Here is a 22,872-nt window from a genome sequence, read left to right as displayed (position 1 = left end):
CGTTAGATTGACCGTTAGGGAACTGGCTAAGGAGGTACTCACATGAGGGTATTAATGGGACTTGGTTATTACGAACCTGGCGGCTTCGCCACGGTGATCAACATGCTAAGTAAGTACCTCATGAATAACGGCATTAATGTGGTGGTTGCGGCTAGGGTCGTCAGAATGAGAGCCCCTGACCATGTAAACTTAGTTAAATTAACGCCCGAGGAATTTGCTAAAGAAGCCGAGCATTACGACGTAGTCCACATCCACACATCATACCCATATACCAATGCACTTGTCAAGCGCGGATTAACTACCAACCTTGTCTTTACCTGGCATGGCTATGCGCCGCTGATTTACGTGCCAGGAATCATTAATAAAATTACGGGACTCTACATAAAACACATAGCCTACAAGTCCCTAATCCCAAGGATCAAGTTCATAACAGCCATATCTAACTACGCACGTGAACAATTAAGGAAACTCTACGGCGTTGACTCTATCGTAATACCCAATGGGGTCAACCTTAGTCAATTCAGTGAATGCAATACGGCATTAAGAGATAAGTACGCCGGTCATAGGCCGGTAATATTCAACGCCACAGCCTATAACAACTTAAAGGGTGGAGACTTACTCATTAAATTCTTTAAGGTCATTAAAAGAAGGTTTCCTAAAACTCTTTTGATTGCAGTAGGCATACATAATTACATTAATAAAAATAAATTAAGTAACATGTACATGCGCGATATTGTGAGCCTAAGCCTTATGCCATTTAATGAATTAATTAAGTATTACTGCGCAGCAGATTTTTACTTACTTACATCAAGGATAGAAAGCTTCGGGCTACCAATTATTGAATCGTTCGCGGCTGGTACGCCAGTCATAGCCCTCGACAGACCCGACGCCAGGCGCGAGCACATCCTTAACTCAGGCGCTGGCTTCCTATTTAAAAATGAGGAGGAGCTGCTTAGGGCTGTTGAAGAGGTCATGAATAATCGTGATTACTACTCGAGAAGGGCCATTGAGTATGCCAAGGGATTTGACTGGAGCGTCATTACTCAGCGGTACATCGAACTTTACAAGAAGGTACTTGGTGAGTAGTTGTGGCGGTTGATCGTGGGGTTTATGGCATTGTCCTGGTAATTACCGTATTCGTCGCGTCATTGATTTCCCTCATCTCGCTTGAGACTATGGTAGTTAATGTTGTTACTCAGAGCCCATTCTTCCTATACGGTAACGTGCATTACGATGCGTCACTTATCGCTACATTACTCATCGTGGTATTCATGGCCTACGTATTGCGTAGTAGGTATGTGGTTATACCGTTGATGGTCTTATGGGCATTAACACTCCTGGCACCATACATGATCTACATACACTCCCTACCCATTTACAATGACCAACTGGGCTTCGTGGGCGAAGCCCTCAGCGGCATTCTCTATGGATATGTCGAACCGCTGCAGGGTGAACCGTCCTCGCTCGGTCATGCATACTTCACATCAATACTCACGGTGCTAATGGGTGTTAACCCACCAATATGGGGCATTGTGTTAGTCCAGTCATTATTACCTATCGCCTATGCATTACCATTGTTAGCTCTACCATATAGGGATACTAAGGAAATAGCCTTAATAATGCTCGTCGTGCTTGGGGCTATGCTTAACCCAATACTCTACGGTAGGACTCCCTTTGCCTGGTCATACCTAGTGTTATTCACTGCATTCCTATACAATAGACTGAATGAGCTTGGGAACAAGCGTGGTTTAGGCATTGCTGCCATAATGATACTTATCATAATATACGCGGCGTACGTGATCTCAGACCCAACATCGCTCATGGTTCCAATAATACTCGTGGCACTAACCATCTTTAGGAGGGAATTCCTACCACTGACCTTGGCGACCATGGTTACCTGGTTCGCAATAAACCTAATCCTATACATATCGGGTAGCCTTAGCTCAGTCATCATGCAGTTAATGGCTATGATAGAGTCGCCAACAAACCCAGTACCGTCATTGGTGCTACCCGCCGTGAATCCTGTGATGAGGCTCTACGACTATGCTAGGGAATTCACCGTATTCATAGGGTTCCTAATTGGGTTAATAGCATCTTCAGTAGTATTGATTGACGTCTTCAGGAGGAGGGGCAGGGTTAATAATGGGCTTACGTGGGTCACGCTCTACTTAGTGCTTGTCGTGCTGCAGGCAGCTGCCCTGGTCATGAGTAGGTGGGGTATGGTGCCTTACTCCATGTACGTAATATCGGCATTACCCATATTGACGCTATTACTCGTAAGGCGCAGTAAGTGGCTTCAGGTGCTAGTACTTGCCCTGGCGATAGTGCTGGTGGTCCTATCACCGGTGGTTAAGTGGGGATTCTCGGTAATAGCCTTCCCAACAACTCACGACATACACGAGGCATTATTCATAATGAGTTACGTGGGTAATAACGAGGTATGTGCATCAGGGGCTCACGAACTTTTATGGTTCTATTATTGGCTGTATAACATAGACTCACCAATAAATTACCTAAACCCAACATTCACGCCAAGCCAAGCCACCAACTGCGACATAACAGCGGTGTTTTATAGGGCATTCAATACGTATAGGCTCGACATAACTACGGAGCACCTAAACAATGAATTAAACGCCATGAACAACGCATTCAACGTGGTTTATAAGGATGGGCTGTGGACGATATGGTCAAGGTAGTTTATATAACGAGAAGTGTACCCCACATTGGCCACTGGTCCTGGATACAAATCCTAAGGAGACTATTCAAGGATGAATTTCAATTAATGAATCTAAGCAGATTAAGGTTAATAAGCAACAGTATCATCATTACTGAGGGAACCAGGGCAACACTCTACGGCACACTAGTAAAACCACTGAACAACTGCCTAGCGGCTGTGACACTATCACCATCAATACTACAACCACGCATAAACAAGCTCTACTCAACTGCCGATGTGGGCATCGCAGTATCAAACATTATACTCAACATACTACCGAATAAAAGAAAGGCAATTATCTACCCGAGACCGCCTGAGCTTGAGCAATTACTCAACATTAACGTGAACATTAGCGACAAGAAGCCCTGGATATGCTATTCAGGCCCCCTAATACCCATTAAGGGCATACACCTAATACCCGAGGTCGCCAAGTACGTTATCAAGGACGTTAAAAACGCCAAGTTCATAATTATCGGCGACGGCATGAGGGACGTAGTAATCAATAAGGCTATTAAATACGGCTTAAATGATTCATTGACCATAACGGGTTACATGCCCAGGCTTGAGGTCTTTAACATACTACGTAAATGTAGCATCTACATACAACCGTCATTGTTCGATGCTTTTTCCGTGGCCGTTATTGAGGCCATGGCGCTGGGCGTAGTACCAGTAATCACTAAGTATGTGGGTAGTGGGGATATCGTGATTAAGGTAAGCAGGGAGTTAATCCAGGACTACGATGCCGAGAGGATAGCTAATAAGATCACTGAGGTATTAAGTAATGATAAATCGTTAAAGGAATTAATGGTATTATCTAGGTATGTAGTGAATAATGAGTTGTCCATGGAAATTACTGAAAAACGAATAATTAGTGTGATAGAATCATGCCTAAAATAGGCCTACTACTAAGAACGTATAATCTAAGTTTTGTTAAGATAGCTAGAGCATTAAGTAAGGAATTGGCTTCACCAATAATAAGCGATGTTTATATCAATGATGAATACGACATAATCATTGCATTAGATTCAACATCAAAGTACACAATACCGTTAGCAAAGGCTAAGGTTAAGGGTATCGTAACGGCAGCATTCATACACGATATAAGGTCAATAAGCCACACACCAATCGTCGTCATGGATTCAGGAGTGAACCCCACAATACAACGCCTAAGAAGACTTACATCACTGAACCTCATTAAGCCATTTATTGACAAGGTTCTGACGCCGTCACAAGCCTCGGCTAATAATATCCAAAAATACGTGGGGCTGAACGCATGTGTGGTGCCGCTCGGTATAGATCATGATGTTTATAAACCCATCAACACCAGTAAGAGGGAAATTCTGGGTATTAAATTCCAGGATGATGAATATTTAATCCTCACCGTGGCTACTAAGAAGCATATCATTAGGCATGCGGTAGCCATCTTTAGCAGGGCAAGAGAAAGACTTAGAAAAGCGAGGCTAATAGTCAGGGGCCCATGTGACAAGTCCCTTAAAGGCATTAAGGGCTTGGTGTGCTTACCGCCACTACCTGAGGAATTAATGCCAAGGCTATACTCAATAGCTGATGTATTCCTTTATCCCTCGTTAATTGAGGGTTTTGGATTACCTATCCTTGAGGCTATGTCATGCGGATTGCCCGTGGTAGCTTATAGGGAGGATGCCGTAACCGAGGTTATGGGTGATGCGGGGATACTCATTGAACCTAAATCAATTAATGATGTGGTTAATGCTTTAATGTATGCGATCAAATAATAGGGACATGCTAAGCAGGGCCTCGATCAAGCGTGCCATGGAATTCACATGGAGAAAAAGCGCAGCCCAACTACTGAGGTGCTTGCTTAATGGTATTTAGGATTTGCTTTATCTGGTCCTCGGTAAAAAGCCCATTAGGTGGCACTGAATATGTGATGCAGAATATCATAAATTACATCATGCAGAATCAAAATAGTAAATATAGGGTTTATGTAGTCGACATGAGCCATAAGTTAAAGGATAATATTAAGTGTGCAAAAGATAGTGATGCTGTAGTTCTTCACTCAATAAATCCATTACTCATAAAAATACCTTATTTATTAACTGTTAATCAGAAGATAATAATTGATATTCACTCCCCTGACTGGTTATGGATATATAGGGAGAAAACTTATGGAATTAAGCCTAGTCGTCTTACTCTATTAAAAAGATTAATGATAGGCATCTTCGGCAAAATGCTCTACTGCCGGTCTTTAAATAATTTTGATTACGAATATTTATCAAGGATGTGTAAAAGAGCGTTCCTGATACCCAACCCTGTAGATACGAAGTTTTTCTATCCTAAATGTAGCAAAGAGGATAAGTTCACAATCCTCATTAGGTATGATCCATCATTCAAAGGCGGATTTGATATATTCCTGAAAAGCTTAAAGAATGTCAAGGACATTATACATAATAGTAAGGTCATGCTAATTGGAACTAGGGAGGTATCCATGGAGCTGTTAAGCACCTTGCGGAGATTTACTAAAGTTGATGTATTTGTAAAAGCTCCAAGAGAGCAACTACCGTGCCTTTATTCGAGGTCTCATGTTACTATTATACCAAGTAGGTTTGAGAGTTTTTCACTCATCGCTCTTGAGAGTTTGTCATCAGGAACACCGATAATAATGTCAAGACTACCTCCCGTAAGTTGGTATTTAATTGAGATTAGAGATGGATCGCCAGGTACTGGTATGAGCTTTAATCCCGGCGATCCAGTAGACCTTGCTAGCAGGGTTCGAGCATTCTATGATTTATGGTTAAATGATAAGAAAACATATGAGGAATCCACACGTCTAGCTAGACGTGTAGCTGAGAGGTTCGATATAAGTAATGTTGTACCACAGTATTTAAAGATGATTGAGGAGGTAATTAATGAGTAGGGTCTGTGCACTCATTAGGCATCCAACCTTTAAGGAGGGGCAGACCGCGTTGGCCGTGAATTACCTGAGGGTTCTGCGGATGATTTATGGTCGTGACTTAAGGGTTATCGAAACCACGGGGTTAAGCCCCATAAAGAGTAAATATGGTGCTTACTTAACCGAGGCGTTAATCACAGCCTTCAATGGCTGTGACGAGATTCACCTGCTTAATACGAATAAGGTATTGCCAACATTTATTAATAGCTTACTTAATCATAAAAGGATTATTTCGTATCAATTCTCTTACCTGCCTAAGATACATGGTAATTGGGAGGTTGAACGTGTTATTATTGAGCGCGACTCAAATTTCGTTGTTGGGTCCTCAAGGAGGATAGCTAAGCTATTTAGGAACGGTGTATTCATAAACCCACCAATCAACATAGAATTGTTTAAGCCCAGGGATAAGGCCTTGGCGAGGAAGTTACTTGGCTTGCCTATCAATGGGAGAATCGTGGGTTATGTGGGAGATGTTGATGAAAAAAGAGGGTTTGACATAGTGGTGAAACTCGCAAGTGACGTAAATAATGATGTTAAATTCCTAATTGCATCGCTTCATGTTGATAATGCTTCAAAAGATACTTTGAGGACTTTGGCTAAGGCTATACGCAGAGGTAATGCGCTGCTCATGCTTAGGGAAGCACCAATATGGTACGTATATAACGCCGTTGATGCGCTGTTGCTACCAATACGTGGTGATTACCCCACGGAGCCTCCCATGACGCTTCTTGAAGCCCTCTCCTCGGGCACGCCCGTAATTGGTAGTTTGAGTCCGAGCATGGTTGATTATAGGGGCTTGTATATAGGTGTTGAGGATGATGAGTGGGATGATGTTATATCGATTATTAGCGATGATGGATTACTCAGGGATTATAGTGAAAGGGCTAGGGATTATATAGTAAAAAATAATGAGTACAGCGTTGTTGTAAATAAATTGAAAGGATTGTTGCAACGAACATAATGGTATCTAAGGAGATGCTCAGCATTGGTATTATGGTATATGAGTTCTTAGTGTTAATTTTAATATTAATTAAGGTCCTAAAGTTAAAGGTATAAGGTGCATTATGAATGTACATAGCCTTAACGTTTGATGATGGTTATAAGGAGCACCTTAGGATAGCCAGGTACCTCGCTGGGCGTGGCATTAAGGCTACCTTCTTCATTATTGCCGGACTTAGGGAGTACATGAGCAGGAAGCTCCTTGGACCTGAAGATGTGAGGGCAATTCATGAAATGGGTCATGAAGTCGGTAGCCACACAATGACTCACATCGACATGACGAGAACGGATAAGGACACTATGTTAGAGGAGTTGGTTAGGAGTAAGGAGGTTCTTGAGGATATTATTCATGATACCGTTGTCTCTTTCGCTTACCCATATGGTCCCCATAGTGATGAGGCCGCGAGGCTCGCTAGGAGTGTTTACCCAATTGTTAGGGGCACGTACCTGAGTAGTGCTCGGCATTATGAGTTATTTGATGAGCATGGTTGTGTAATGGCATTTAATTTAAGACTAGGTAATATCTATGAGGCGCTGAGGTTGAGAGAAATTGATGGTGTGATACTGTTTACCCATGCACCGAGTCTCACGAAGCTTAACTTACTTCTTAAGGCATTATCTATTCTTAAACCTAAATATGTAACCCTTAGAGAATTTATGGATAATCTGAGACGTAACTAATTATTATACATAAGGCCATTCTATGAATTTATAAAGTTAAGAATAGTACATGAAGATCCTTATTACTGGCGGGGCTGGTTTTATTGGTCATAATTTGGCTATTTATTTTATTAGTAAGGGTTTTGATATCACTGTTCTAGATAGTCTTGAGAGATCTACGGATTTTGCCGTCAATAGGCTTAGGGAACATGGTATACCAATTATTAAGGCTGATGTTAGGTCATTTAGTGATTGTAATGGGTTTGACGTTGTTGTTCATGCGGCTGCCTACGTTAGTGTGCCTGAGTCGATGGAGAGGCCTGTTGATTATATCGAGAATAATGTGGTTGGTACTGCGAGGGTTGTCCATGAGTGTGGTAGGGCTGGTGCCAGGATTATTTACCTGAGCTCTGCGGCGGTCTATGGAAACCCAATCAAGTTGCCAATTCCTGAGGACCACCCGATTGACCCATTATCGCCCTACGGCCTCAGTAAGTACCTCGGCGAGCTCGTGGTTAGCAACTTCAGTAGGGTTTATGGCTTTAGGTACGTGATCCTGAGGTTATTCAACGTCTATGGACCTGGTCAGAATCCTGCCTATGCTGGTGTTATTTCGGGTTTTATTGAGAGGGCTTTGAGGGGTGAGCCGTTGGTTATTTATGGTGATGGTTGGCAGACTAGGGATTTTGTGTATGTGAATGATGTGGCTGAGATAATATTGAGGATGATTGAGGGGGATTTATTTGATAATGAGGTGTATAATGTTGGTACTGGAAAAGTAACGACAATAAACGAGCTGGCGAGGATGATAATAGAGATACTGGGTAAGAGTAACATAGAGATAGTACATAGAGAGGAAAGGCCAGGAGATATAAGGCATAGTTATGCAGATAATAGAAAAATAAAAACAAAAATCAACATAAACTTTACATCGTTAGAAAAGGGTCTTAAGGATTTGGTTCTTTTATACAATAATGGCTAAGGCCAATGAATAGAGTATGCAGGCAGTAATCGTTATTAATATGTTTGGAAATAATTTGGGATTAGTTAGAGATACGTTAAGGGCTATTAAGCAAATTAATATAAGTGATGAGGCTCACTTAATAATTTCGTGGTCGAACCCACCACCTGATTACCAAGGAATTGCCAAGTTATTTGAGCAAGATATTCAATCTCCATTAACATCCTTAAACTCCCAAAAATGGGCTCAGGTAAGCAGCGGGATTTAACATTAAGGTTTGTCATCGAGAGGTTTCCTACTGTGGAATACATTGTTTATATCGAGGATGATGCATTTATAGACGCTACATGCCTGAGGTCATTGATTAATACTCTAAGGGTCTTACCGAGGGAATACGCCCTTGTCTCTCCTGAGCGTGGTGCCAAGCTCTGCGCGGATTTTGTAGTTAGTAAGGTTATGCCAAGCAACCGTCTCTATGTTGCCTTGACTGGCGGTAGTGGTGCTTACGTGATTAGGACTGATGTCGTTAGGGAATTAATTAGGTTGGGTTTGGGCACCTACTCGAGTTTCATATTCTTTCATTGGGAAGATATGGAGTTCATGCTTAAGCTGTGGTTTATGGGCTTTAAAACCGTAAGTTATGAGCTCGTGTGCTACAGACATGTGGGTAGGACGAGTCGTAATAAGCCCGTCTATAGGAGGTATACTGAATACCTAGGGCCGTTGATAGCTATGGTTGTAGACATGCCGCATACTTTCCTAGTTAAAGCCTTACCGATTAGGTTTATACGCGATATGGTAAAGTCATTAATTAAAGGGGAAGTCGTTCTCTTTGTTCGCGCATATCTGTTTATAATTGTCAAGTTAAGATTGTTGCTCACCCATAGGACTTTCAGAATGAGGAGTTTCAAGTCCGCGGCTTTGGGAAATATTGTTCATAACTGCGTTAAGTAATTTTAAAAAGGTAATAGCGTGAATAAGTCCTGTGTTGGGCGTCCTTATTGAGCGTTTTCGTGAAGTTTTGAGAAGTCGTGAGCTATTTAGTAATTGGCCTTTGGCCGCTATTCAATACGCCTTCATTAACCCTAGAGTCCTCTACAGCGCCTTGCCTGGTATTGTAAGAGATCTCAGCAAAAGCTGTATCAGGGTTAGGTGCAGATCTGGCGGTGAGGTTTGTATTAACCCAGTCCTCTACGCTCAGGTTGTTAGATATTGGTATTTTGGCTTTATAAAGAGAGTTGAATGTGATCCGGGAAATAATGCATTAATCATTAACGGCTTGATGGTTAGGTTGTCGTTTCATGACGATTATATTGATCTAGGATCTGTAAAATTTAAGCATTATTATCATCCAATAGCTGAAACATTTATCGACCAGGTTTACAGCATCGCTTATGTCAAAAATAGAGTTGTTGTCGATGTTGGTGCCTTCGTCGGAGACTCGCCAATTTACTTTGTCCTTAAAGGCGCTAAGAAAGTTTACGCAATAGAGCCTCACCCTGGTGCTTGCCGTGAAATGATTGAAAACATCGCACTCAACAATATGCAGGATAAAATAATACCAATAAATGCAGCACTAGGAAGTAAATCCGATATTGTAAAGATTGCAGATGTTGGCATCGAGATGACGATAAGTACATACCACGGCTCAATAAGCAACGGCGCTACAGAAGTCCCGATGATAACCCTTGAGCAATTAATCGAGGACTACGGCGCTGAGCCTGATGTACTTAAAATGGATTGTGAAGGTTGCGAGTTTGACGTAATAATGAATGATTACGAGCATGTTAAGTTGTTTAGAGAGTTGTTGCTTGAAGTTCATGGCGATGAGAAGGAACTATTAAGCAGACTAAGCAAGGACTATAAATGCGTAATGTATGAAAAACAGAGAATACTACATTGCAAAAGGCAGTGGTGACTCATGCATCATGCCACAGTCATCACCATTGTGCCTGGCGTCGTTAATGGTGTGATGATTAAGAAGGACCCAGTCTGCATACCCTATGGCTTCGCCAGGTTGGGCTTCAGGAGCGTGTTAGTTGTGGGTAAAGCCTTAGTTCGAATTCCTGGTGTTGAGGTTTACGAGCTTGGGCTCATAAACCCTAGACGCGGTAGACTGCCGCTTTACATCTATAATGCTCTGAATAGCTTGGCGTCGGTCATTTACTATGGTGTTAGGTTGGTGGGTTTGCTTATTAGGGAGAGGCCGCTTTTTGTACTTACTTACTACTCTCCGACTCTCCTGCCCATCCTTTATTTCCTTGGTAGGGTCCTTGGTTTCCGCGTTGTTGTTAAGATGGATTGGGATGGCGTTATCCGTGGAAACCGTATCAAGAGGGTTGTCAGAGCTTTGTCCCTGGCTTTTTTCTCTAGGTTTGTTAATTTAATGATAATTGAGAGTTATGAGGCCCTCCTTAATGCGGTTAGGTTCGTGCCGAGCCTTTACTCTAGGCTTAGGGTTGTTTATAATGGTTGGTGTCGTGAGGTCTTGGGTGGTGGTTTAAGTAATGAGCGTGGTAAAATTGTATTGACCGTGGCGAGGGTTGAGCCTGTCAAGGGTATTCACGACTTGATCAGGGCATTCTCCCTTGTCGCTGGTAAGCATGGGGATTGGGTCCTAAGGATTGTTGGCCCGGTTACGGATAAGGACTACTTCAATGAGCTTAGGAGGTTGGTTGGTGAGCTTGGTCTCGATGGTCGTGTTGAGTTTGTTGGTGCTGTTAGTGATAGTGAGTTGGTTCGTGAGTATAGGCATGCATCAATATTCGTGCTACCCTCTTACCTAGAGAGTTTTGGCATTGCTAGGATTGAAGCCCTGGCCTTTGGTTTGCCCGTAATAACGACTAGGACTGGTGGCTCTGAGATTGTTAGGGGTGTTGGTGTCATTGTCGAGCCTGGCGATGTTCACAACCTCGCCAACGCCCTGGATAGGCTAATGAGCAATGAGGATCTTAGGAGGGAGTTATCACTAAGGGCTTTGGAGCGTGTCCAGTCGTTGACGTACGAAGCCGTTTGTATGAGGATTATTAAGGAGATTATGAACGTTTAATTATTATCCGCACCTCTTGGTTACGTTATCCTTTATCTTAAGTTCATTCAATTTCACAGTGTAGATCTTAGATAAGCGGTATCTAAGCAGGAATAGCTCACTAATTGCCTCTGGTAGAGTAACTTCATGGTACGTCGCACAATAAAGGTTTAACCTACCTACCTTTTTCAATAATATTTTGGCAAACCGTGTTCCATCGATGAAACCTTGATATCTGGTCTTATTTATGAAAATATATAGTAACCTTCTTGATTTTCGCAGCGCACTAATTAATGTATTTGAATATCTGGTCTCAACAACGTCACTCAAAGCCGTTGTGCTACGTGTTCCATAGAAATCGCTTAGAAATCCCCTTGTTGTTTTACTCACATAATGCATACCTGCATCTATCGGTACGTACTTAACCTGATACCCCTTGTTCCATAATATTAATCCCAAGAGATTATCATCTAGGTATAGGAATGTTTCGTCTATGAATGGTTTTCCATCCGGCATTGCCCTCTTTATGGCATTGACTCTTGCCACCGTGTATGCTCCGTCTGGGTATGTTACGTAGTGCTCCTTATTGATTCCTGGGCATTCGTCAATTACGAATCCATTACAAATGCCACGTACTTCGAGTCTGGGTCCCTGGCTTCCCAACCAACATTCATGCCGCCGGCGTACCCGAGGTTCCTCTCATTACGAATCACCCTCACCCTAACACCGCTCGGTCTCTTCTCCTCAATGAATTTCTTAATGCGCTCGAAACTACCGTCCGTGGAGGTATTATCAACAACAATCAACTCATAACCATCAAAGTCGAGGTTGAGAAAGGAATCAAGACTCTTTATGGCAATGTCGATGAACCTCATGCTATTGTAATTAAGCCAAACCACAGACGCCTTAACCATCATCCTAATTCCATGATTACCTTTATAAAGAATTTTCGTTTATAATTGATGTGCTGAGTATCGTCGCGGTAATCGTGACTCATGAACCAGGCATTGATAGGCTTACCAACGTTCTTCACTCAGTCCTGAGGCAGGTTGATAACGTGGTCATTGTTGATAATGATTCACGTAATAAGGACTTAATTAAGGACTTATGCCGTGTGTCTGGCAAATGCCTATTCATTGAGATAGGATTCTTTATGCTCTTAAAGTTCTAAGATAATGATCAGTTTCATGCACATAAATAGGCCTCATACCCCTATTAATGAAGTATAATGCTATCTCACATAAAGCACTTATCCAATACCACTTCCCCACATACTCAACATCATCCAACTCAACATTCATAACTAGATAGTTCACTATTGTTGAGCAGGTTTGAAGATTATGATATAAATGTGTTCGCACTTAAATGTAAAGGTTGACTTGGTTAGGGTTAGGGTTAACGTCAATGGGCAGTGGATTGAGGACTTGGTTAAGCCGAGATTGTTGCCCCTAGACTTCCTGAGGAGGTATGGTTTTGAGGTGGATGTCGTATTTTCAGGTACGTACTCAATAATTCATTCCCACAAAAAGCTTTAAAGTAATTAGCCACTGCATTCATTAATGACTGTTGTCATAGGTTTTAATTGGCCTGTGGAGCATGATAATGCCGTTGCCGTCATTGTTGATGGTGAGCTTGTCTTTGCCAGTGAGGAGGAGAGGTGGACAAGGCACAAACACTCGCCAAGAGAACCACCAATAAACGCCCTAAAACAAGCCTTTCAATACTTAAAGAAGAAGTATGGAATTAAGCCGAAGGAAGTAGATGCATATGCGGTAAATTTTGGCCCAGAATTAATGCCCAGTAAATTTAGACGAGATCTTCTCTTAAGTAATTTATTAAATCTACTTGGTATTCGGGAATTCAGGAGTTATTGGCGTAGGAGCGGTAGAAGCAAGCCCCTCATAGAATTTAGCCTTGAATTATTTAGATATTACCTTCGTGCCGATTATTTGTCGTTTGCTGAGCATATGATTAGGTTTGTTGTTCATGATCTTGGTGAGGAGGTTCCGGGTGAGGTTAGGGTTGTTCCTGTTCCTCATCACCTTGCCCATGCTGCCTCTGCCTATTATTTCAGTGGTTTTACTAATGCCACTGTATTGACTGTTGATGGTAGTGGTGAGTTTGAGTCTACGGTTGTTTGGAGGGTGAAGAACGGTGAGTTTGAGAAGGTGGTGTCATTACCAACTTATTATGGTTCTCTTGGTCTTCTTTATGAGGAGGTTTCTTGGACGATTGGTTATGATCATCTTGAGGGTCCTGGTAAGGTCATGGGGTTGGCGCCCTACGGTCAGAGGTCGAAGTATTACGAGAAGTTGAGGTCCTACTTTAGATTCGATGATGGTGATTACCCGTATTACATAACTGTTGATGGTTCTAGGCCTAGGGTTTTGAAGGATGCCGATTATAGGGAACCATATAGATTTATCTCAAATTCGCTATTCAATGGGAGGGTTCCCTGGGATCCCCGTGGTGATTTGAATAGGGATGCTGTTGACTTGGCTTGGGCTGTTCAGGCAATTACCGAGGAGGCCATGCTTAGGCTTGCCGAGTGGGCTAGGGAGCACACTAACGAGCAGTACCTGGCTTTGGCTGGTGGTGTGGCTCTTAATGCCAAGGCTAACATGGTCATTCATTACGCAAAACTATTCAGTGACTTGTTCATATTCCCTGCAGCCAATGATGCTGGGACAACGGTTGGTGCCGCTGCCTACGTTTATGAGCATATTCTTGGTGGTAAGATGAAGAGACAGAGGTTAAGGACTGGCTACCTTGGCCCTGAGTATAGTGATGATGAGGTTAGGAAGGTCGTTGAGCGTAGTAGGTTCAAAGCGGAGTACATTGGTGATGATGTTAATGAGGTTGCTGAGTTGGTGAGTAAGGGCTACGTAATTGCCTGGTACCAGGGTAGGGCTGAGCTTGGGCCAAGGGCACTGGGCAATAGGTCAATCGTGGCTGACCCGAGGAGAGCCGACATGTGGAGGGTAGTAAATAACATTAAGGGTCGTGAGTGGTGGAGACCACTGGCCCCATCACTACTCGTTGAGGGTGCAGGCAAGTACTTCATTGATCCGGTGCCGCATCAATTCATGATACTGATGTTCAGGTTTAGGGAGGGAATGAAGGAAGTCGTGCCAGCCGTATACCACGTTGATGGCACGGCAAGACCGCAGACCGTTGCCAAGGACGAGAACCCGACTTGGTACGAACTCATAAGGGCATTCAAGGACATAACAGGCGAGGGCATTATACTAAACACAAGCTTCAACCTAGCAGGAGAACCACTGGTGGAGACGCCGCAGAACGCCTTGAAATCCTACGCACTGGGAGGGTTCGACGCAATATACATGCAGGGGTGGTTAATAAGAAAGAGGTAAATGTTGGTATGAGATTAAATAAGCTTAAATACTTTCATGCATAAGGGTGCAGCCATGTGCCATGTATCAGTCATTGAGTTCTTCCATAACTATGCTGAACCTGATGAATTCTTTAATAAAGCTGTTCTTGAGGTTGGTAGTAGGTATGTTAATGGTAGTGTTAGACCATTCATTGAGAGGTTCCTGAAGCCAAGGCTGTATGTTGGTATTGACCTTGAGCCTGGGCTCTTCGTTGATGTTGTGGTATTCACCGAAACACTTGAGCATGTTCGTAATTAGAGGGTTGTGGTTAATGCCATGAAGCTTGTGTTGAGGCCCGGAGGACTCATATTCATCACAACAAGGTCTAGGGGTTTCCCATACCACGCATACCCCTTCGACTTCTGGCGTTATGAGGCTAAGTGACATGGCTAGGATATTCAGGGACTTCGAAATAATAACCCTAATGAGGGATCCAATGGAACCCGGCGTATTCCTGAAGGCTAGGAAGCCAATGAACTGGAGGCCAGCAGATCTCTCCAACATTGAGCTCTACTCAATGATTTTGGGCAGGAGGACTCGGGACATACCAAGCCTAGACGGCATGCCAATACTGAGGAGGGTAACCCTAACAATACTAAACTTAAGACTCGCAAGCACAATGCCAGGCGCACTGAGGCGGCTACTAACGAGGGCAGTATCCTAACCTTAAACCCACCACAATAACCGCGCAAAACATACCAAGCAACTCCCTGAGATCTCTCGCACTTGGTGGGTTCAATGTGGCGTGTGCATGAAGATGGCTGATTAGGAGAAGTGAGTTGGTGAGGATGTTAAGCTTTAATTGATTCGTTGGTGCATGTGGATTCATTAAAATACTCGCGTTGTTACCTTAATTGCAGGGGAGAGTAACATAAAAGTGCGCATAAGCGAAAAGGTGGCGTTTCTTCGGCACTCCTAGGTTACGGCGTGTTTTAACTACGCTGAGTGGTCATGGTTATTCCCCAGCCTTGATACGTAGAGTATTAACTAATGTGACTAAATAGTCCAGACTCCCTTATTGCCTTTATGCTTAGTTTCTCGATGTCCTGCCTGCTCGCCCTTACCAGGTTCGCGACTTTAGCCAGTGCCTTGCCCTGCTTTTGGTCGAATTGAATGCTCACCCTGGTGATGACTGGCTCGTTGTTGATTAGGAAGGCGAATGCCTTTGTTTCACCCTGCGTCTCAATTGGTAGGTAAAGCACGTCTATGAATGCATCCAAATTAATGGGTTGATTGTTTAGCGTCCTAGCCCTCAGGTCAATGAGGACTTCCTTACCGCTTGCCACTGCCAGGTACGCAATTGCTGGAAACCTACTTTTATCAATTGTTCTTATTGGCGAGCCCTCGCGGGTGTAGAGCAGGTCCCTAAAGCTGATGCTGTACTCTATGAAGAGGTCCTCAAGCTCTGCATTACTCACGAACCTGCTGATTAGGTCGTCAAGCCTTGCGTCACCGAGTAGTAATGCCCTGACCCAGTCCCTGTATGCCCCGTACCTCAAGCCCCTGGGCAGGTCACGTGGCTTCAACGCACCACCCTTAATGACGAGTTCATCACCCCCCATCTTGATGTAGGTCTTCTCAGCAGGGCCACCAGCCCTGCTCCTGGGTATGTACACGACGTCCCAAACACCCTCGAGCTTCATCTCCATGAGTGGTCCATAGGCCCTGTGCAGGTAGTCATTGATCTCCATGAGCAGTTTGTCTGCGTCCCTACCATCGAGTTGGATATACATCGAGTCTGTGTCACCATAGACAGGGTGGTACCTCTGCCATAAATCGTCAAATATTGCCTGGGTCTTTTGGGCTATGTAAGCAGCTACCCACTCATTGACCATGCCAATACCACTCTTACCAAACACACCGTATGCCGAATTAACCAAAATCTTAACAGCTTGGTCAGGGGCATCGCCGTAGGTAGCCTTCAAAGCCTTAGTCACCTTCCTAGCCCTGTACAGGCTGGATAGGACTTTGTGAACGAGGCCACCAGGCTCGAAGCAAACCCTCTTTGTACCCTTCGTAGTCCTCACTGTGAACCCGTCCTCGCACTCCCTAATGTTGATTGGGTCAACATTATCCTGCGTGTAGAGGCTCGGGTACATGGCACTGAAGTCGTACTCACCAACGTTCTTAAAGAGTCCATAAGACCTTGCACGCGTCTTATCGCCAGCCTCGTAATTCATTTCACGTCTCCTATCCTGGAGTATAATTCCGTTGAATTGTAAGTATTTGTGAATGAGAGCCTCAGCCAGGTGCCCAGGGCTTGCTGATTCTGCTACTTGGTTAATCACCATTGGGTTACTGCCAGTGATTGCACCGAGGGCTTGAAGCACTGGTAGCCACCTCATTGCTATTTCGTGTGTGATCTTGACGTCGAGTGAAAGGTACGTCATTAACTCATCGCTTGTTAACTCCCCAATCCTTGCCTGCAATGACTTATACTTCAATAGCTTGGTCTCCTCGATGCCCAGTGCCTTGGGTATGCCCAATTGAATCGCTACATCATATAACTTGCTCGCCTCTTCCTGAATGCCTAGGCTAGACTTGAAGCCACTTTCTACGAAGACATACAGGTCCATGATTGGTTTAACCCCGTGCTCGGTATTAATTGCGTACTTACTGCCTTTGAAGAGTGGTAGGTACTTGACGTCGAAGTTCCAGCCGTTGTAGGTTACCATTACGTCGAACTCCTCAGTGACTAGGTCATGGACGTCATCAGTGATTGTTATGTCCTCACCATCAATCGTATAGCCGTAGATAGCCTTGCCACTCCTAACCTCAACATCGAGGGTTAAGACCCTAAGCCTCCTACTCAGTGAGTCCCTAATCACTGAGTCTATACTGTTCAGTATATTCTCGATCACCGCCTTATTCCTAAGCTCGTGATCTATGGAATACCTAAGACTAAACTTAATGTATGACTGGCTAACCAGAAAGCCCCGCCTCAAGTACTTATCCCTAACACCCGGTACGTATGACGGTGATGAAACCCTGACCAGGTAGACCCTCTCATTACCCTCCCTATAGCCAAGGCCGTCCCAGGTGAATGCTGAGTAGTTGGTCTCCTCTATTGAGACCACTTCCCTAATCCTCGGTGGCCTTGACTTACCAATCACGTAGAGGTACGGGTAGAACCTCTCAACATCCCCATTCTCCTTAACGAAGATGTTATTAGTCACGAAGAACCTCATGGTGAATCACCCGGGCAGGTGAGGTCCTTCGGCATGTCGTGGTTGCCGCATTCCTCCCTCACAGTCTCGCAGGCAATGGGTTTCCTACCCTGCGATATCCAATGCTCGTAGGCATACCTAATGTGGTACCTCGTCCTGTTTTCGTTGAAGTCATGGGCATGCTTGAAGACCTCAACGATCTCATCCTCACTATAGCCCCTGAAGAGCATCCACTCCGCAATGGCCAGCCTACCGAAGTGGCACAATTCGCCATTCTCCCTTAGGTAATCAATCAGCTGCCTAACCCATGCAGGTAACTCCCTGGGTTTCTCGTGATTCTCATTCCTCCTCACTCGACTCGCGCTAAGCATGTTTATTGTTACCCTGGGCTTTACAGCAGTGCTGACGGGCTTAACGTCCTCGAACAATACCCTGGCAGGTATCCTACTAATTATTAATTTGTTTATTACGCTGAAGTCTAGGCTCAAGAATTTGCCTGTGCTACCCGTCTTTGGGTGCGGTGTTCCTGGGACCCTAAAGGCGTGCTTAGCCTCCGTGACCGCCATATCGAAGCCAAGCCTGTCCAGGGTCCTCTCCCAAGCCTTCCTTAACCGTGCCTCGGCAACAACAGGCTCAAGGAGGTAGTTAATGAAATAGAGGGACTTATTCCCATTCCACCAAATAACCGGCATTAAATTGAGTATTGGCCTAAGCTCGCTGGCCCTTGACCTGGCCCACTCAACGACACACTCAAGCTTGTCGTCCACGTCCTCGCACTCGTAAATGTCTACCTCGAACACCACGGCGTCCCTAAACACGCAGTCCTCATCAACATTGAAGGAGTAGCACTGCCAAACACCGATTATGTCGCCACTCCCGATTAGCTTGAGCGCATCATCCTTACTCACTGGCAATTTACCAGTCAACCACGTATTGCCGGCCCAGTAGTTATAGCGCCTAAAGCCCCAGGTCAGTGAGTCCAGGAACTCCCTGGCCACGTCAATATTCACTCCCCTAGAGCCTGCCCTTGATATCACCCCACCTCACCTTCACTCTCAGTTTCTCGCCACTACCTTCAACCCCTATTTTATCTGAAACCTTTTCAGAAGACCCCGGGGTAGAACTAGATACCGCTGTACCTACTTCACCTACCTGCCCCGCGCCTATATTGGTAGTCTCTACCTTATTCGTCTGCTCATTGGGAATTGAAAGTCTTACCCCCTCTTCACCCCCGGAAGAACTACTCCCCTCTATAGCCCCTGTACTGGTAGGTGTGTAGGTGTTTGCGGTATTCAATTTATCCCCGGGGTTTTCCGAACCTTGTTCATGTTCTACGTCAATGTTAAATAGGATTGAAAGTAACTCATCAAGTGTGAGTCTGAAGCCGTGGTCATTACCCACCCGCGTTCTTTGCCTACCCATTAGTGTCCTTGGTACACCAATGCCGTTCCTGTTGCTCCTACTTGCGAATGCATGGTCGAGCAAGTAAACGACGGTCTTATTCTGCCTGAGCAGTTCATTCACGACCTTAATGAATTCATCATCGAATATTGTGCTCCTCCTATTACAATTATTGGGGTCAATCGTGCCGTCCGCGCTCATCGCATCCTCATTCTCACAAATCAAATTCACAATGCGACTCGCATTCTCAATGGACTCATTACTCCACCTTGGCTGGGCGAATACAACCCTCGCCCTATCGGCATTCCTGACCAGCGCCGTGAGCCTCTCGCTAGCCGTCTCAGCCTGTATGTTTAAGTCTTCGATCCAGGTCTCGAATGTGGCCCTAACCCTCTCCGCATCCTCCCTCCTTATGCCCTCCTCAATCTCCTCCCCCATAACAATCACCCTATACCTACCGGCCTCCTCACGCTCCTCAGCCAACCTCCTCATTGCGTCGACAAGGTCGCTAAGGTCCACACCGAACTCCCCATGAATGAACCTCCAGAATAGGTAGGTGAACCACAGGAAGTTGAGGTACTTGTCCTTAACCTCATCCACCTCCTGCCTCATCAACCTAATCAACACGCCCGGGTAGTTAGCGACCACGTGGTTTAGGACCAGCAACATGTTGGGCAACTCCACGCTCTGGAGGGACCTCCTCAGCTCAATGCTTGTGGACCCCGCCCTATTAAAGTCAAGTGGGAGCAACCTCCTCTCCAGAATCGCCATGAGGACCGCCTTACCTACCCTCCCCCTGCCCCTCTCCCTGAGCACGTCAATCACGCCCCCATAAACATCATTCACGGAGTCCGCATTCAATATGAAGAAGCCCATCCTCACGATGGGGAGCCTCTCCCTAAGGCCAGGCCCGTACTGCCTAGCGCGCGGTAGAGAAACCGAGTCACCACCCGCCGCGCCCAGCTGCAGTATTAATTCGACCACCCTGTCGTTAATCGTTACGTCATCGAGGATCAGCGGTAGCGTGGTCTCGGTCATGGCTGCGATAAGACGCTGGGGCGATAGAGTGATGGCGGCGCCCTCCGTGGAGAGGGTGATTGGTGCATCCCCAATGTTTAGCGTCCTCCTCAACGCATTTAGTACCGTCGTCTTATTCAGGTTCGGGTACCCAAAGATGAGCGGTACCGGGGTGTCGGCATTCCCGAGCAAGTACCTATACGCCTGGTAAAACGAGTACGCGTAGTAAAGGCCGATTACCTGCATCGGCGTTGCCGGGTCACGGAAGCCGCCCTTTACGGTGTCGAGTACCCCCCTGAACCTCATAAGCTCGGTGACGACCTCGTCCCTACCCGCCTGCCTAACCTCAATACCCGCGTAGCCCGGCTCCCAGTATATCGCGTTCCTCGCAGGGTCGTATATGAAGCCCGTCGTGAAGTGAAACACCGCGCTGCTCCTCGCCGCCAGCGCCGTGCGTAGCTTATCAATGACGTCGCGCCTAGCGGCAACGCCAATGCTTAGCAGGCCCTCGGTGAATGCAGTGCTTGAGTGGTCGAATACGTAGACCTCGGTATTAACCCCATTCCTAACCCTGGCAACGTAGAAGTTGGCGTGGAGCACCGTATCATTAACGCGCATTACGTCGACCAGGTTATTCAGCCTATAGACCGCGTCAACAACGAGGCAGCGAAGCCTCGTGTAATACCTCTTCCCCCTCTTCGAGACACCACTGACTGCGCAGTCCTCTGTAACTGGGTTGACGATACCCTCGATAGTGAACGTCCTCTCCCTAAACTCGACCAGGTACAGCACGTCATCCTCACCCCTCACTACGGCGTAGGACTCATGCCCCTGCCTATCAACGAAGCTCCACAGCGCATTCATCGCCCTGGCAACCTCAACGAAAACCGAGAACTTGACGCCGGGCGCCCGCTTAGCGTCGAGAGTCCTCAGGAGCACGTAGGCGTTAATGAACTCGCCTATTACGTAACCCCTCACGGCATCATTAACACCGCGCCTACTCATGTACTCATCCACGAGCGCCACAATGAACCTCTGCTCCTCCTCACTCAGGGTGTTAGGCCACAGGGCATTGAAGGCCTCCTCGGCACTACCAGCGGCCTCCTCAATATTCCTCCCCTCATTGCCAGTGGCCAGCGATGACATGCTCACCCCCTCCCAATCCCCGAGCCGAGGTACTGCACGAGTGCTTCCCTAATGTGACGCATCAGGTACTTGAACACGTAATCACCAACATCCTCGTACAGCCTCCTCATATCGTCACTATCAAAGAAGTCCAGAAACACCCCGCAATGCGGCTGCCCCAGGATTGCCAGGGAGCAGTGGGCCAGGGCGAAGTCATGTAATGCCCTGTGTATGTACTTCTCAGGGCTTCGCCTCACGTCATAGTCAGAGACAAAGACAAGGCTCAATCCGAAACCACTGACCGACCTAACCAGCAGCCAGACGTGGGTTATCGTGGCATAACTATCAACCCCCAGTATAATGGGTGCTCGGCTCTCATACTCATTCAATAACTCATTGTAGAGGCTCCACCCACTCCTCCCACAGTCCCCAAAGACTATGCACAGCTCATCATCGAACCCGCGGACATGGGGCTGCATCACGGGTCACCAGGTATCACATGCGTGATGTCGAATCTTGGGAATTCGTTGCGGCCAGTCACGTTGTACATGACCATTCTCCACTCAAGCTCAATGGCCTTCTCATACGTAATCACCTCATCCATGCACCTCTTATTTGGCGTGCCCAGGAAGACCATCAACGGCTCATTGAGGACCCAGTAATTCTCTGCGAGTCTGCTTAACCGCTTTGGTATGTAGATTGCGGGCCACCATCGGTACGCCGTGACCCTGGCTATGAACATATCGAGAAGCTCATTACTCAAGTCAACGATTACCACCATGACGCGCCTATTACGTAATATTTCTAAGAACGAGTACACTACATCGTCACCCCTTAACGGCTTAGCAATGTAGTGGCTACCATTCCTGATGAGCCCAAGCTTAAGCGGTTCCTTATTCCGTACATAAATTTGTACAATATCAATATACAAATTTGACAAGGCCAACAACTGATCATGCCTAGCTTTATTGCTCAGCCCGGCGCTATACTCATAATCCACTAACCCTCGAAAAGCCGCTGCCTCATTAATTAATGATTTGATCGATTCCGAAATACACACTATGTCGAATACGTTGGTCATGTCACGGGGTCCTGCCTGTGGGGCTTAATTAGGTGGATTTCGTAGCTGACGTACGTACTTAGAGCACCGAGCACGATGAGTCACCTAAGATGAATAACAAGAAATACTTTTACAAATTATTTAGATGCCCTGACGATAAATCTTTACATTTATTGATGCATCTGGCTGCATAACTAGTGTAGTTAATATGGCTAAGTATTCTAGGTATAAGCGTGCAAACGTGATGGTAATTCCCAGTTTAGGGCGATCCTCTATCCCACGTATTACCCTGCATTGACTTAGCGGTGACGCCAGCTTTTCCCTGAGGCGGTTAATTACTAAAAGCCCCTCTTAGGCACATTTAGTGCATTCCCGACCCCACCGTCCCAAGCCACCGACTAGAGAGGCTAC

23 protein-coding genes are annotated in these 22,872 nt (G+C 45.6%); 16 read left to right on the top strand and 7 right to left on the bottom strand.

From position 1 onward, the window contains the following. Positions 1-42: 42 nt before the first annotated feature. The 11 genes from Vsou_RS08910 to Vsou_RS08860 all read left to right on the top strand — a co-directional run bounded on the left by Vsou_RS08910 (position 43) and on the right by Vsou_RS08860 (position 11,317). Positions 43-1,086 (top strand): glycosyltransferase family 4 protein, encoded by a 1,044-nt coding sequence (locus Vsou_RS08910; protein ID WP_188603929.1) that lies wholly within the window; start codon positions 43-45, stop codon positions 1,084-1,086. 2 nt (positions 1,087-1,088) lie between these two features. Further along, the gene (locus Vsou_RS08905; RefSeq protein ID WP_188603930.1) at positions 1,089-2,696 is read left to right on the top strand and encodes a hypothetical protein; all 1,608 of its coding nucleotides are present in this window, start codon (positions 1,089-1,091) and stop codon (positions 2,694-2,696) included. Beyond that, positions 2,684-3,613, top strand: a complete 930-nt coding sequence (locus Vsou_RS08900; protein ID WP_188603931.1) for a glycosyltransferase — start codon at positions 2,684-2,686, stop codon at positions 3,611-3,613. The genes Vsou_RS08905 and Vsou_RS08900 overlap by 13 nt, the downstream gene beginning before the upstream one ends. Continuing rightward, positions 3,601-4,470, top strand: coding sequence for a glycosyltransferase (locus Vsou_RS08895; protein ID WP_188603932.1), 870 nt, complete (start codon positions 3,601-3,603; stop codon positions 4,468-4,470). Before Vsou_RS08900 ends, Vsou_RS08895 begins: the two co-directional genes overlap by 13 nt. An 89-nt stretch (positions 4,471-4,559) precedes the next feature. After that, on the top strand, positions 4,560-5,612 hold the full coding sequence (locus tag Vsou_RS08890; RefSeq protein ID WP_188603933.1) for a glycosyltransferase family 4 protein: 1,053 nt from the start codon (positions 4,560-4,562) through the stop codon (positions 5,610-5,612). Next, complete coding sequence (locus Vsou_RS08885) at positions 5,605-6,609, top strand: glycosyltransferase (RefSeq protein ID WP_188603934.1); 1,005 nt, start codon at positions 5,605-5,607, stop codon at positions 6,607-6,609. The genes Vsou_RS08890 and Vsou_RS08885 overlap by 8 nt, the downstream gene beginning before the upstream one ends. A gap of 107 nt (positions 6,610-6,716) precedes the next feature. Then, positions 6,717-7,328 carry a polysaccharide deacetylase family protein gene (locus tag Vsou_RS08880; protein ID WP_188603935.1) on the top strand — a complete coding sequence of 204 codons (612 nt, stop codon included), beginning with the start codon at positions 6,717-6,719 and terminating at the stop codon, positions 7,326-7,328. Positions 7,329-7,377: 49 nt separating this feature from the next. Next, positions 7,378-8,289 carry an NAD-dependent epimerase/dehydratase family protein gene (locus tag Vsou_RS08875; protein ID WP_188603936.1) on the top strand — a complete coding sequence of 304 codons (912 nt, stop codon included), beginning with the start codon at positions 7,378-7,380 and terminating at the stop codon, positions 8,287-8,289. Positions 8,290-8,568: 279 nt separating this feature from the next. Then, on the top strand, positions 8,569-9,222 hold the full coding sequence (locus tag Vsou_RS08870; protein WP_054843905.1) for a glycosyltransferase family 2 protein: 654 nt from the start codon (positions 8,569-8,571) through the stop codon (positions 9,220-9,222). Between the two features lie 151 nt (positions 9,223-9,373). Next, positions 9,374-10,186, top strand: coding sequence for an FkbM family methyltransferase (locus Vsou_RS08865; protein ID WP_264890700.1), 813 nt, complete (start codon positions 9,374-9,376; stop codon positions 10,184-10,186). Between the two features lie 3 nt (positions 10,187-10,189). After that, positions 10,190-11,317 (top strand): glycosyltransferase family 4 protein, encoded by a 1,128-nt coding sequence (locus Vsou_RS08860; protein ID WP_188603938.1) that lies wholly within the window; start codon positions 10,190-10,192, stop codon positions 11,315-11,317. 3 nt (positions 11,318-11,320) lie between these two features. Here the strand turns inward: Vsou_RS08860 and Vsou_RS08855 are convergent, their stop codons facing one another. Beyond that, complete coding sequence (locus Vsou_RS08855; RefSeq protein ID WP_188603939.1) at positions 11,321-11,959, bottom strand: hypothetical protein; 639 nt, start codon at positions 11,957-11,959, stop codon at positions 11,321-11,323. Beyond that, the gene (locus Vsou_RS08850) at positions 11,905-12,210 is read right to left on the bottom strand and encodes a glycosyltransferase (RefSeq protein WP_188603940.1); all 306 of its coding nucleotides are present in this window, start codon (positions 12,208-12,210) and stop codon (positions 11,905-11,907) included. The genes Vsou_RS08855 and Vsou_RS08850 overlap by 55 nt, the downstream gene beginning before the upstream one ends. Positions 12,211-12,260: 50 nt before the next feature. Between Vsou_RS08850 and Vsou_RS08845 the strand changes: the two genes are divergently transcribed. The 5 genes from Vsou_RS08845 to Vsou_RS08825 all read left to right on the top strand — a co-directional run bounded on the left by Vsou_RS08845 (position 12,261) and on the right by Vsou_RS08825 (position 15,355). Beyond that, positions 12,261-12,467, top strand: a complete 207-nt coding sequence (locus tag Vsou_RS08845; RefSeq protein WP_054843910.1) for a glycosyltransferase family protein — start codon at positions 12,261-12,263, stop codon at positions 12,465-12,467. A 178-nt stretch (positions 12,468-12,645) separates the two neighbouring features. After that, entirely contained in the window at positions 12,646-12,831 is a 186-nt protein-coding gene (locus Vsou_RS08840; protein WP_054843911.1) for a hypothetical protein, read from the top strand. A gap of 24 nt (positions 12,832-12,855) precedes the next feature. Next, a complete protein-coding gene (locus Vsou_RS08835) occupies positions 12,856-14,670 on the top strand; it encodes a carbamoyltransferase family protein (protein ID WP_188603941.1) in 1,815 nt (604 codons plus the stop codon). A gap of 54 nt (positions 14,671-14,724) precedes the next feature. Next, entirely contained in the window at positions 14,725-14,949 is a 225-nt protein-coding gene (locus tag Vsou_RS08830) for a hypothetical protein (RefSeq protein ID WP_188603942.1), read from the top strand. A 127-nt stretch (positions 14,950-15,076) separates the two neighbouring features. Then, on the top strand, positions 15,077-15,355 hold the full coding sequence (locus tag Vsou_RS08825; RefSeq protein WP_188603943.1) for a hypothetical protein: 279 nt from the start codon (positions 15,077-15,079) through the stop codon (positions 15,353-15,355). A gap of 319 nt (positions 15,356-15,674) precedes the next feature. Here Vsou_RS08825 and Vsou_RS08820 read toward each other — a convergent pair whose 3' ends face one another. From Vsou_RS08820 to Vsou_RS08800, 5 genes are read right to left on the bottom strand one after another with little or no spacing between them, the layout of a single operon-like run. After that, entirely contained in the window at positions 15,675-17,879 is a 2,205-nt protein-coding gene (locus tag Vsou_RS08820; protein WP_188603944.1) for a DNA polymerase domain-containing protein, read from the bottom strand. Continuing rightward, positions 17,876-18,895, bottom strand: a complete 1,020-nt coding sequence (locus Vsou_RS08815) for a hypothetical protein (RefSeq protein WP_188603945.1) — start codon at positions 18,893-18,895, stop codon at positions 17,876-17,878. The genes Vsou_RS08820 and Vsou_RS08815 overlap by 4 nt, the downstream gene beginning before the upstream one ends. Then, the gene (locus Vsou_RS08810; RefSeq protein WP_264890699.1) at positions 18,873-21,428 is read right to left on the bottom strand and encodes a hypothetical protein; all 2,556 of its coding nucleotides are present in this window, start codon (positions 21,426-21,428) and stop codon (positions 18,873-18,875) included. The genes Vsou_RS08815 and Vsou_RS08810 overlap by 23 nt, the downstream gene beginning before the upstream one ends. Continuing rightward, entirely contained in the window at positions 21,425-21,880 is a 456-nt protein-coding gene (locus tag Vsou_RS08805) for a hypothetical protein (protein ID WP_188603947.1), read from the bottom strand. Before Vsou_RS08805 ends, Vsou_RS08810 begins: the two co-directional genes overlap by 4 nt. After that, positions 21,880-22,482, bottom strand: coding sequence for a hypothetical protein (locus Vsou_RS08800; RefSeq protein WP_188603948.1), 603 nt, complete (start codon positions 22,480-22,482; stop codon positions 21,880-21,882). The genes Vsou_RS08805 and Vsou_RS08800 overlap by 1 nt, the downstream gene beginning before the upstream one ends. Between the last annotated feature and the right edge of the window lie 390 nt (positions 22,483-22,872).

The sequence above is a fragment of the Vulcanisaeta souniana JCM 11219 genome (genome assembly GCF_026000775.1).
Lineage (GTDB): Archaea > Thermoproteota > Thermoprotei > Thermoproteales > Thermocladiaceae > Vulcanisaeta > Vulcanisaeta souniana.
The sequence above is the reverse complement of the archived record's forward strand: the minus strand, read 5'-3'. Positions and strand labels throughout refer to the sequence as shown.

Bases quoted from the DNA above. Each gene is read 5' to 3' on its own strand.
- Vsou_RS08910 (WP_188603929.1), top strand. From the start codon at position 43: ATGAGGGTATTAATGGGACTTGGTTATTACGAACCTGGCGGCTTCGCC.
- Vsou_RS08900 (WP_188603931.1), top strand. From the start codon at position 2,684: ATGGTCAAGGTAGTTTATATAACGAGAAGTGTACCCCACATTGGCCAC.
- Vsou_RS08895 (WP_188603932.1), top strand. From the start codon at position 3,601: ATGCCTAAAATAGGCCTACTACTAAGAACGTATAATCTAAGTTTTGTT.
- Vsou_RS08890 (WP_188603933.1), top strand. From the start codon at position 4,560: ATGGTATTTAGGATTTGCTTTATCTGGTCCTCGGTAAAAAGCCCATTA.
- Vsou_RS08885 (WP_188603934.1), top strand. From the start codon at position 5,605: ATGAGTAGGGTCTGTGCACTCATTAGGCATCCAACCTTTAAGGAGGGG.
- Vsou_RS08880 (WP_188603935.1), top strand. From the start codon at position 6,717: ATGTACATAGCCTTAACGTTTGATGATGGTTATAAGGAGCACCTTAGG.
- Vsou_RS08875 (WP_188603936.1), top strand. From the start codon at position 7,378: ATGAAGATCCTTATTACTGGCGGGGCTGGTTTTATTGGTCATAATTTG.
- Vsou_RS08860 (WP_188603938.1), top strand. From the start codon at position 10,190: ATGCATCATGCCACAGTCATCACCATTGTGCCTGGCGTCGTTAATGGT.
- Vsou_RS08850 (WP_188603940.1), bottom strand. From the start codon at position 12,210: ATGGTTAAGGCGTCTGTGGTTTGGCTTAATTACAATAGCATGAGGTTC.
- Vsou_RS08840 (WP_054843911.1), top strand. From the start codon at position 12,646: ATGTGTTCGCACTTAAATGTAAAGGTTGACTTGGTTAGGGTTAGGGTT.
- Vsou_RS08835 (WP_188603941.1), top strand. From the start codon at position 12,856: ATGACTGTTGTCATAGGTTTTAATTGGCCTGTGGAGCATGATAATGCC.
- Vsou_RS08830 (WP_188603942.1), top strand. From the start codon at position 14,725: ATGTGCCATGTATCAGTCATTGAGTTCTTCCATAACTATGCTGAACCT.
- Vsou_RS08825 (WP_188603943.1), top strand. From the start codon at position 15,077: ATGGCTAGGATATTCAGGGACTTCGAAATAATAACCCTAATGAGGGAT.
- Vsou_RS08820 (WP_188603944.1), bottom strand. From the start codon at position 17,879: ATGAGGTTCTTCGTGACTAATAACATCTTCGTTAAGGAGAATGGGGAT.
- Vsou_RS08805 (WP_188603947.1), bottom strand. From the start codon at position 21,880: ATGCAGCCCCATGTCCGCGGGTTCGATGATGAGCTGTGCATAGTCTTT.
- Vsou_RS08800 (WP_188603948.1), bottom strand. From the start codon at position 22,482: ATGACCAACGTATTCGACATAGTGTGTATTTCGGAATCGATCAAATCA.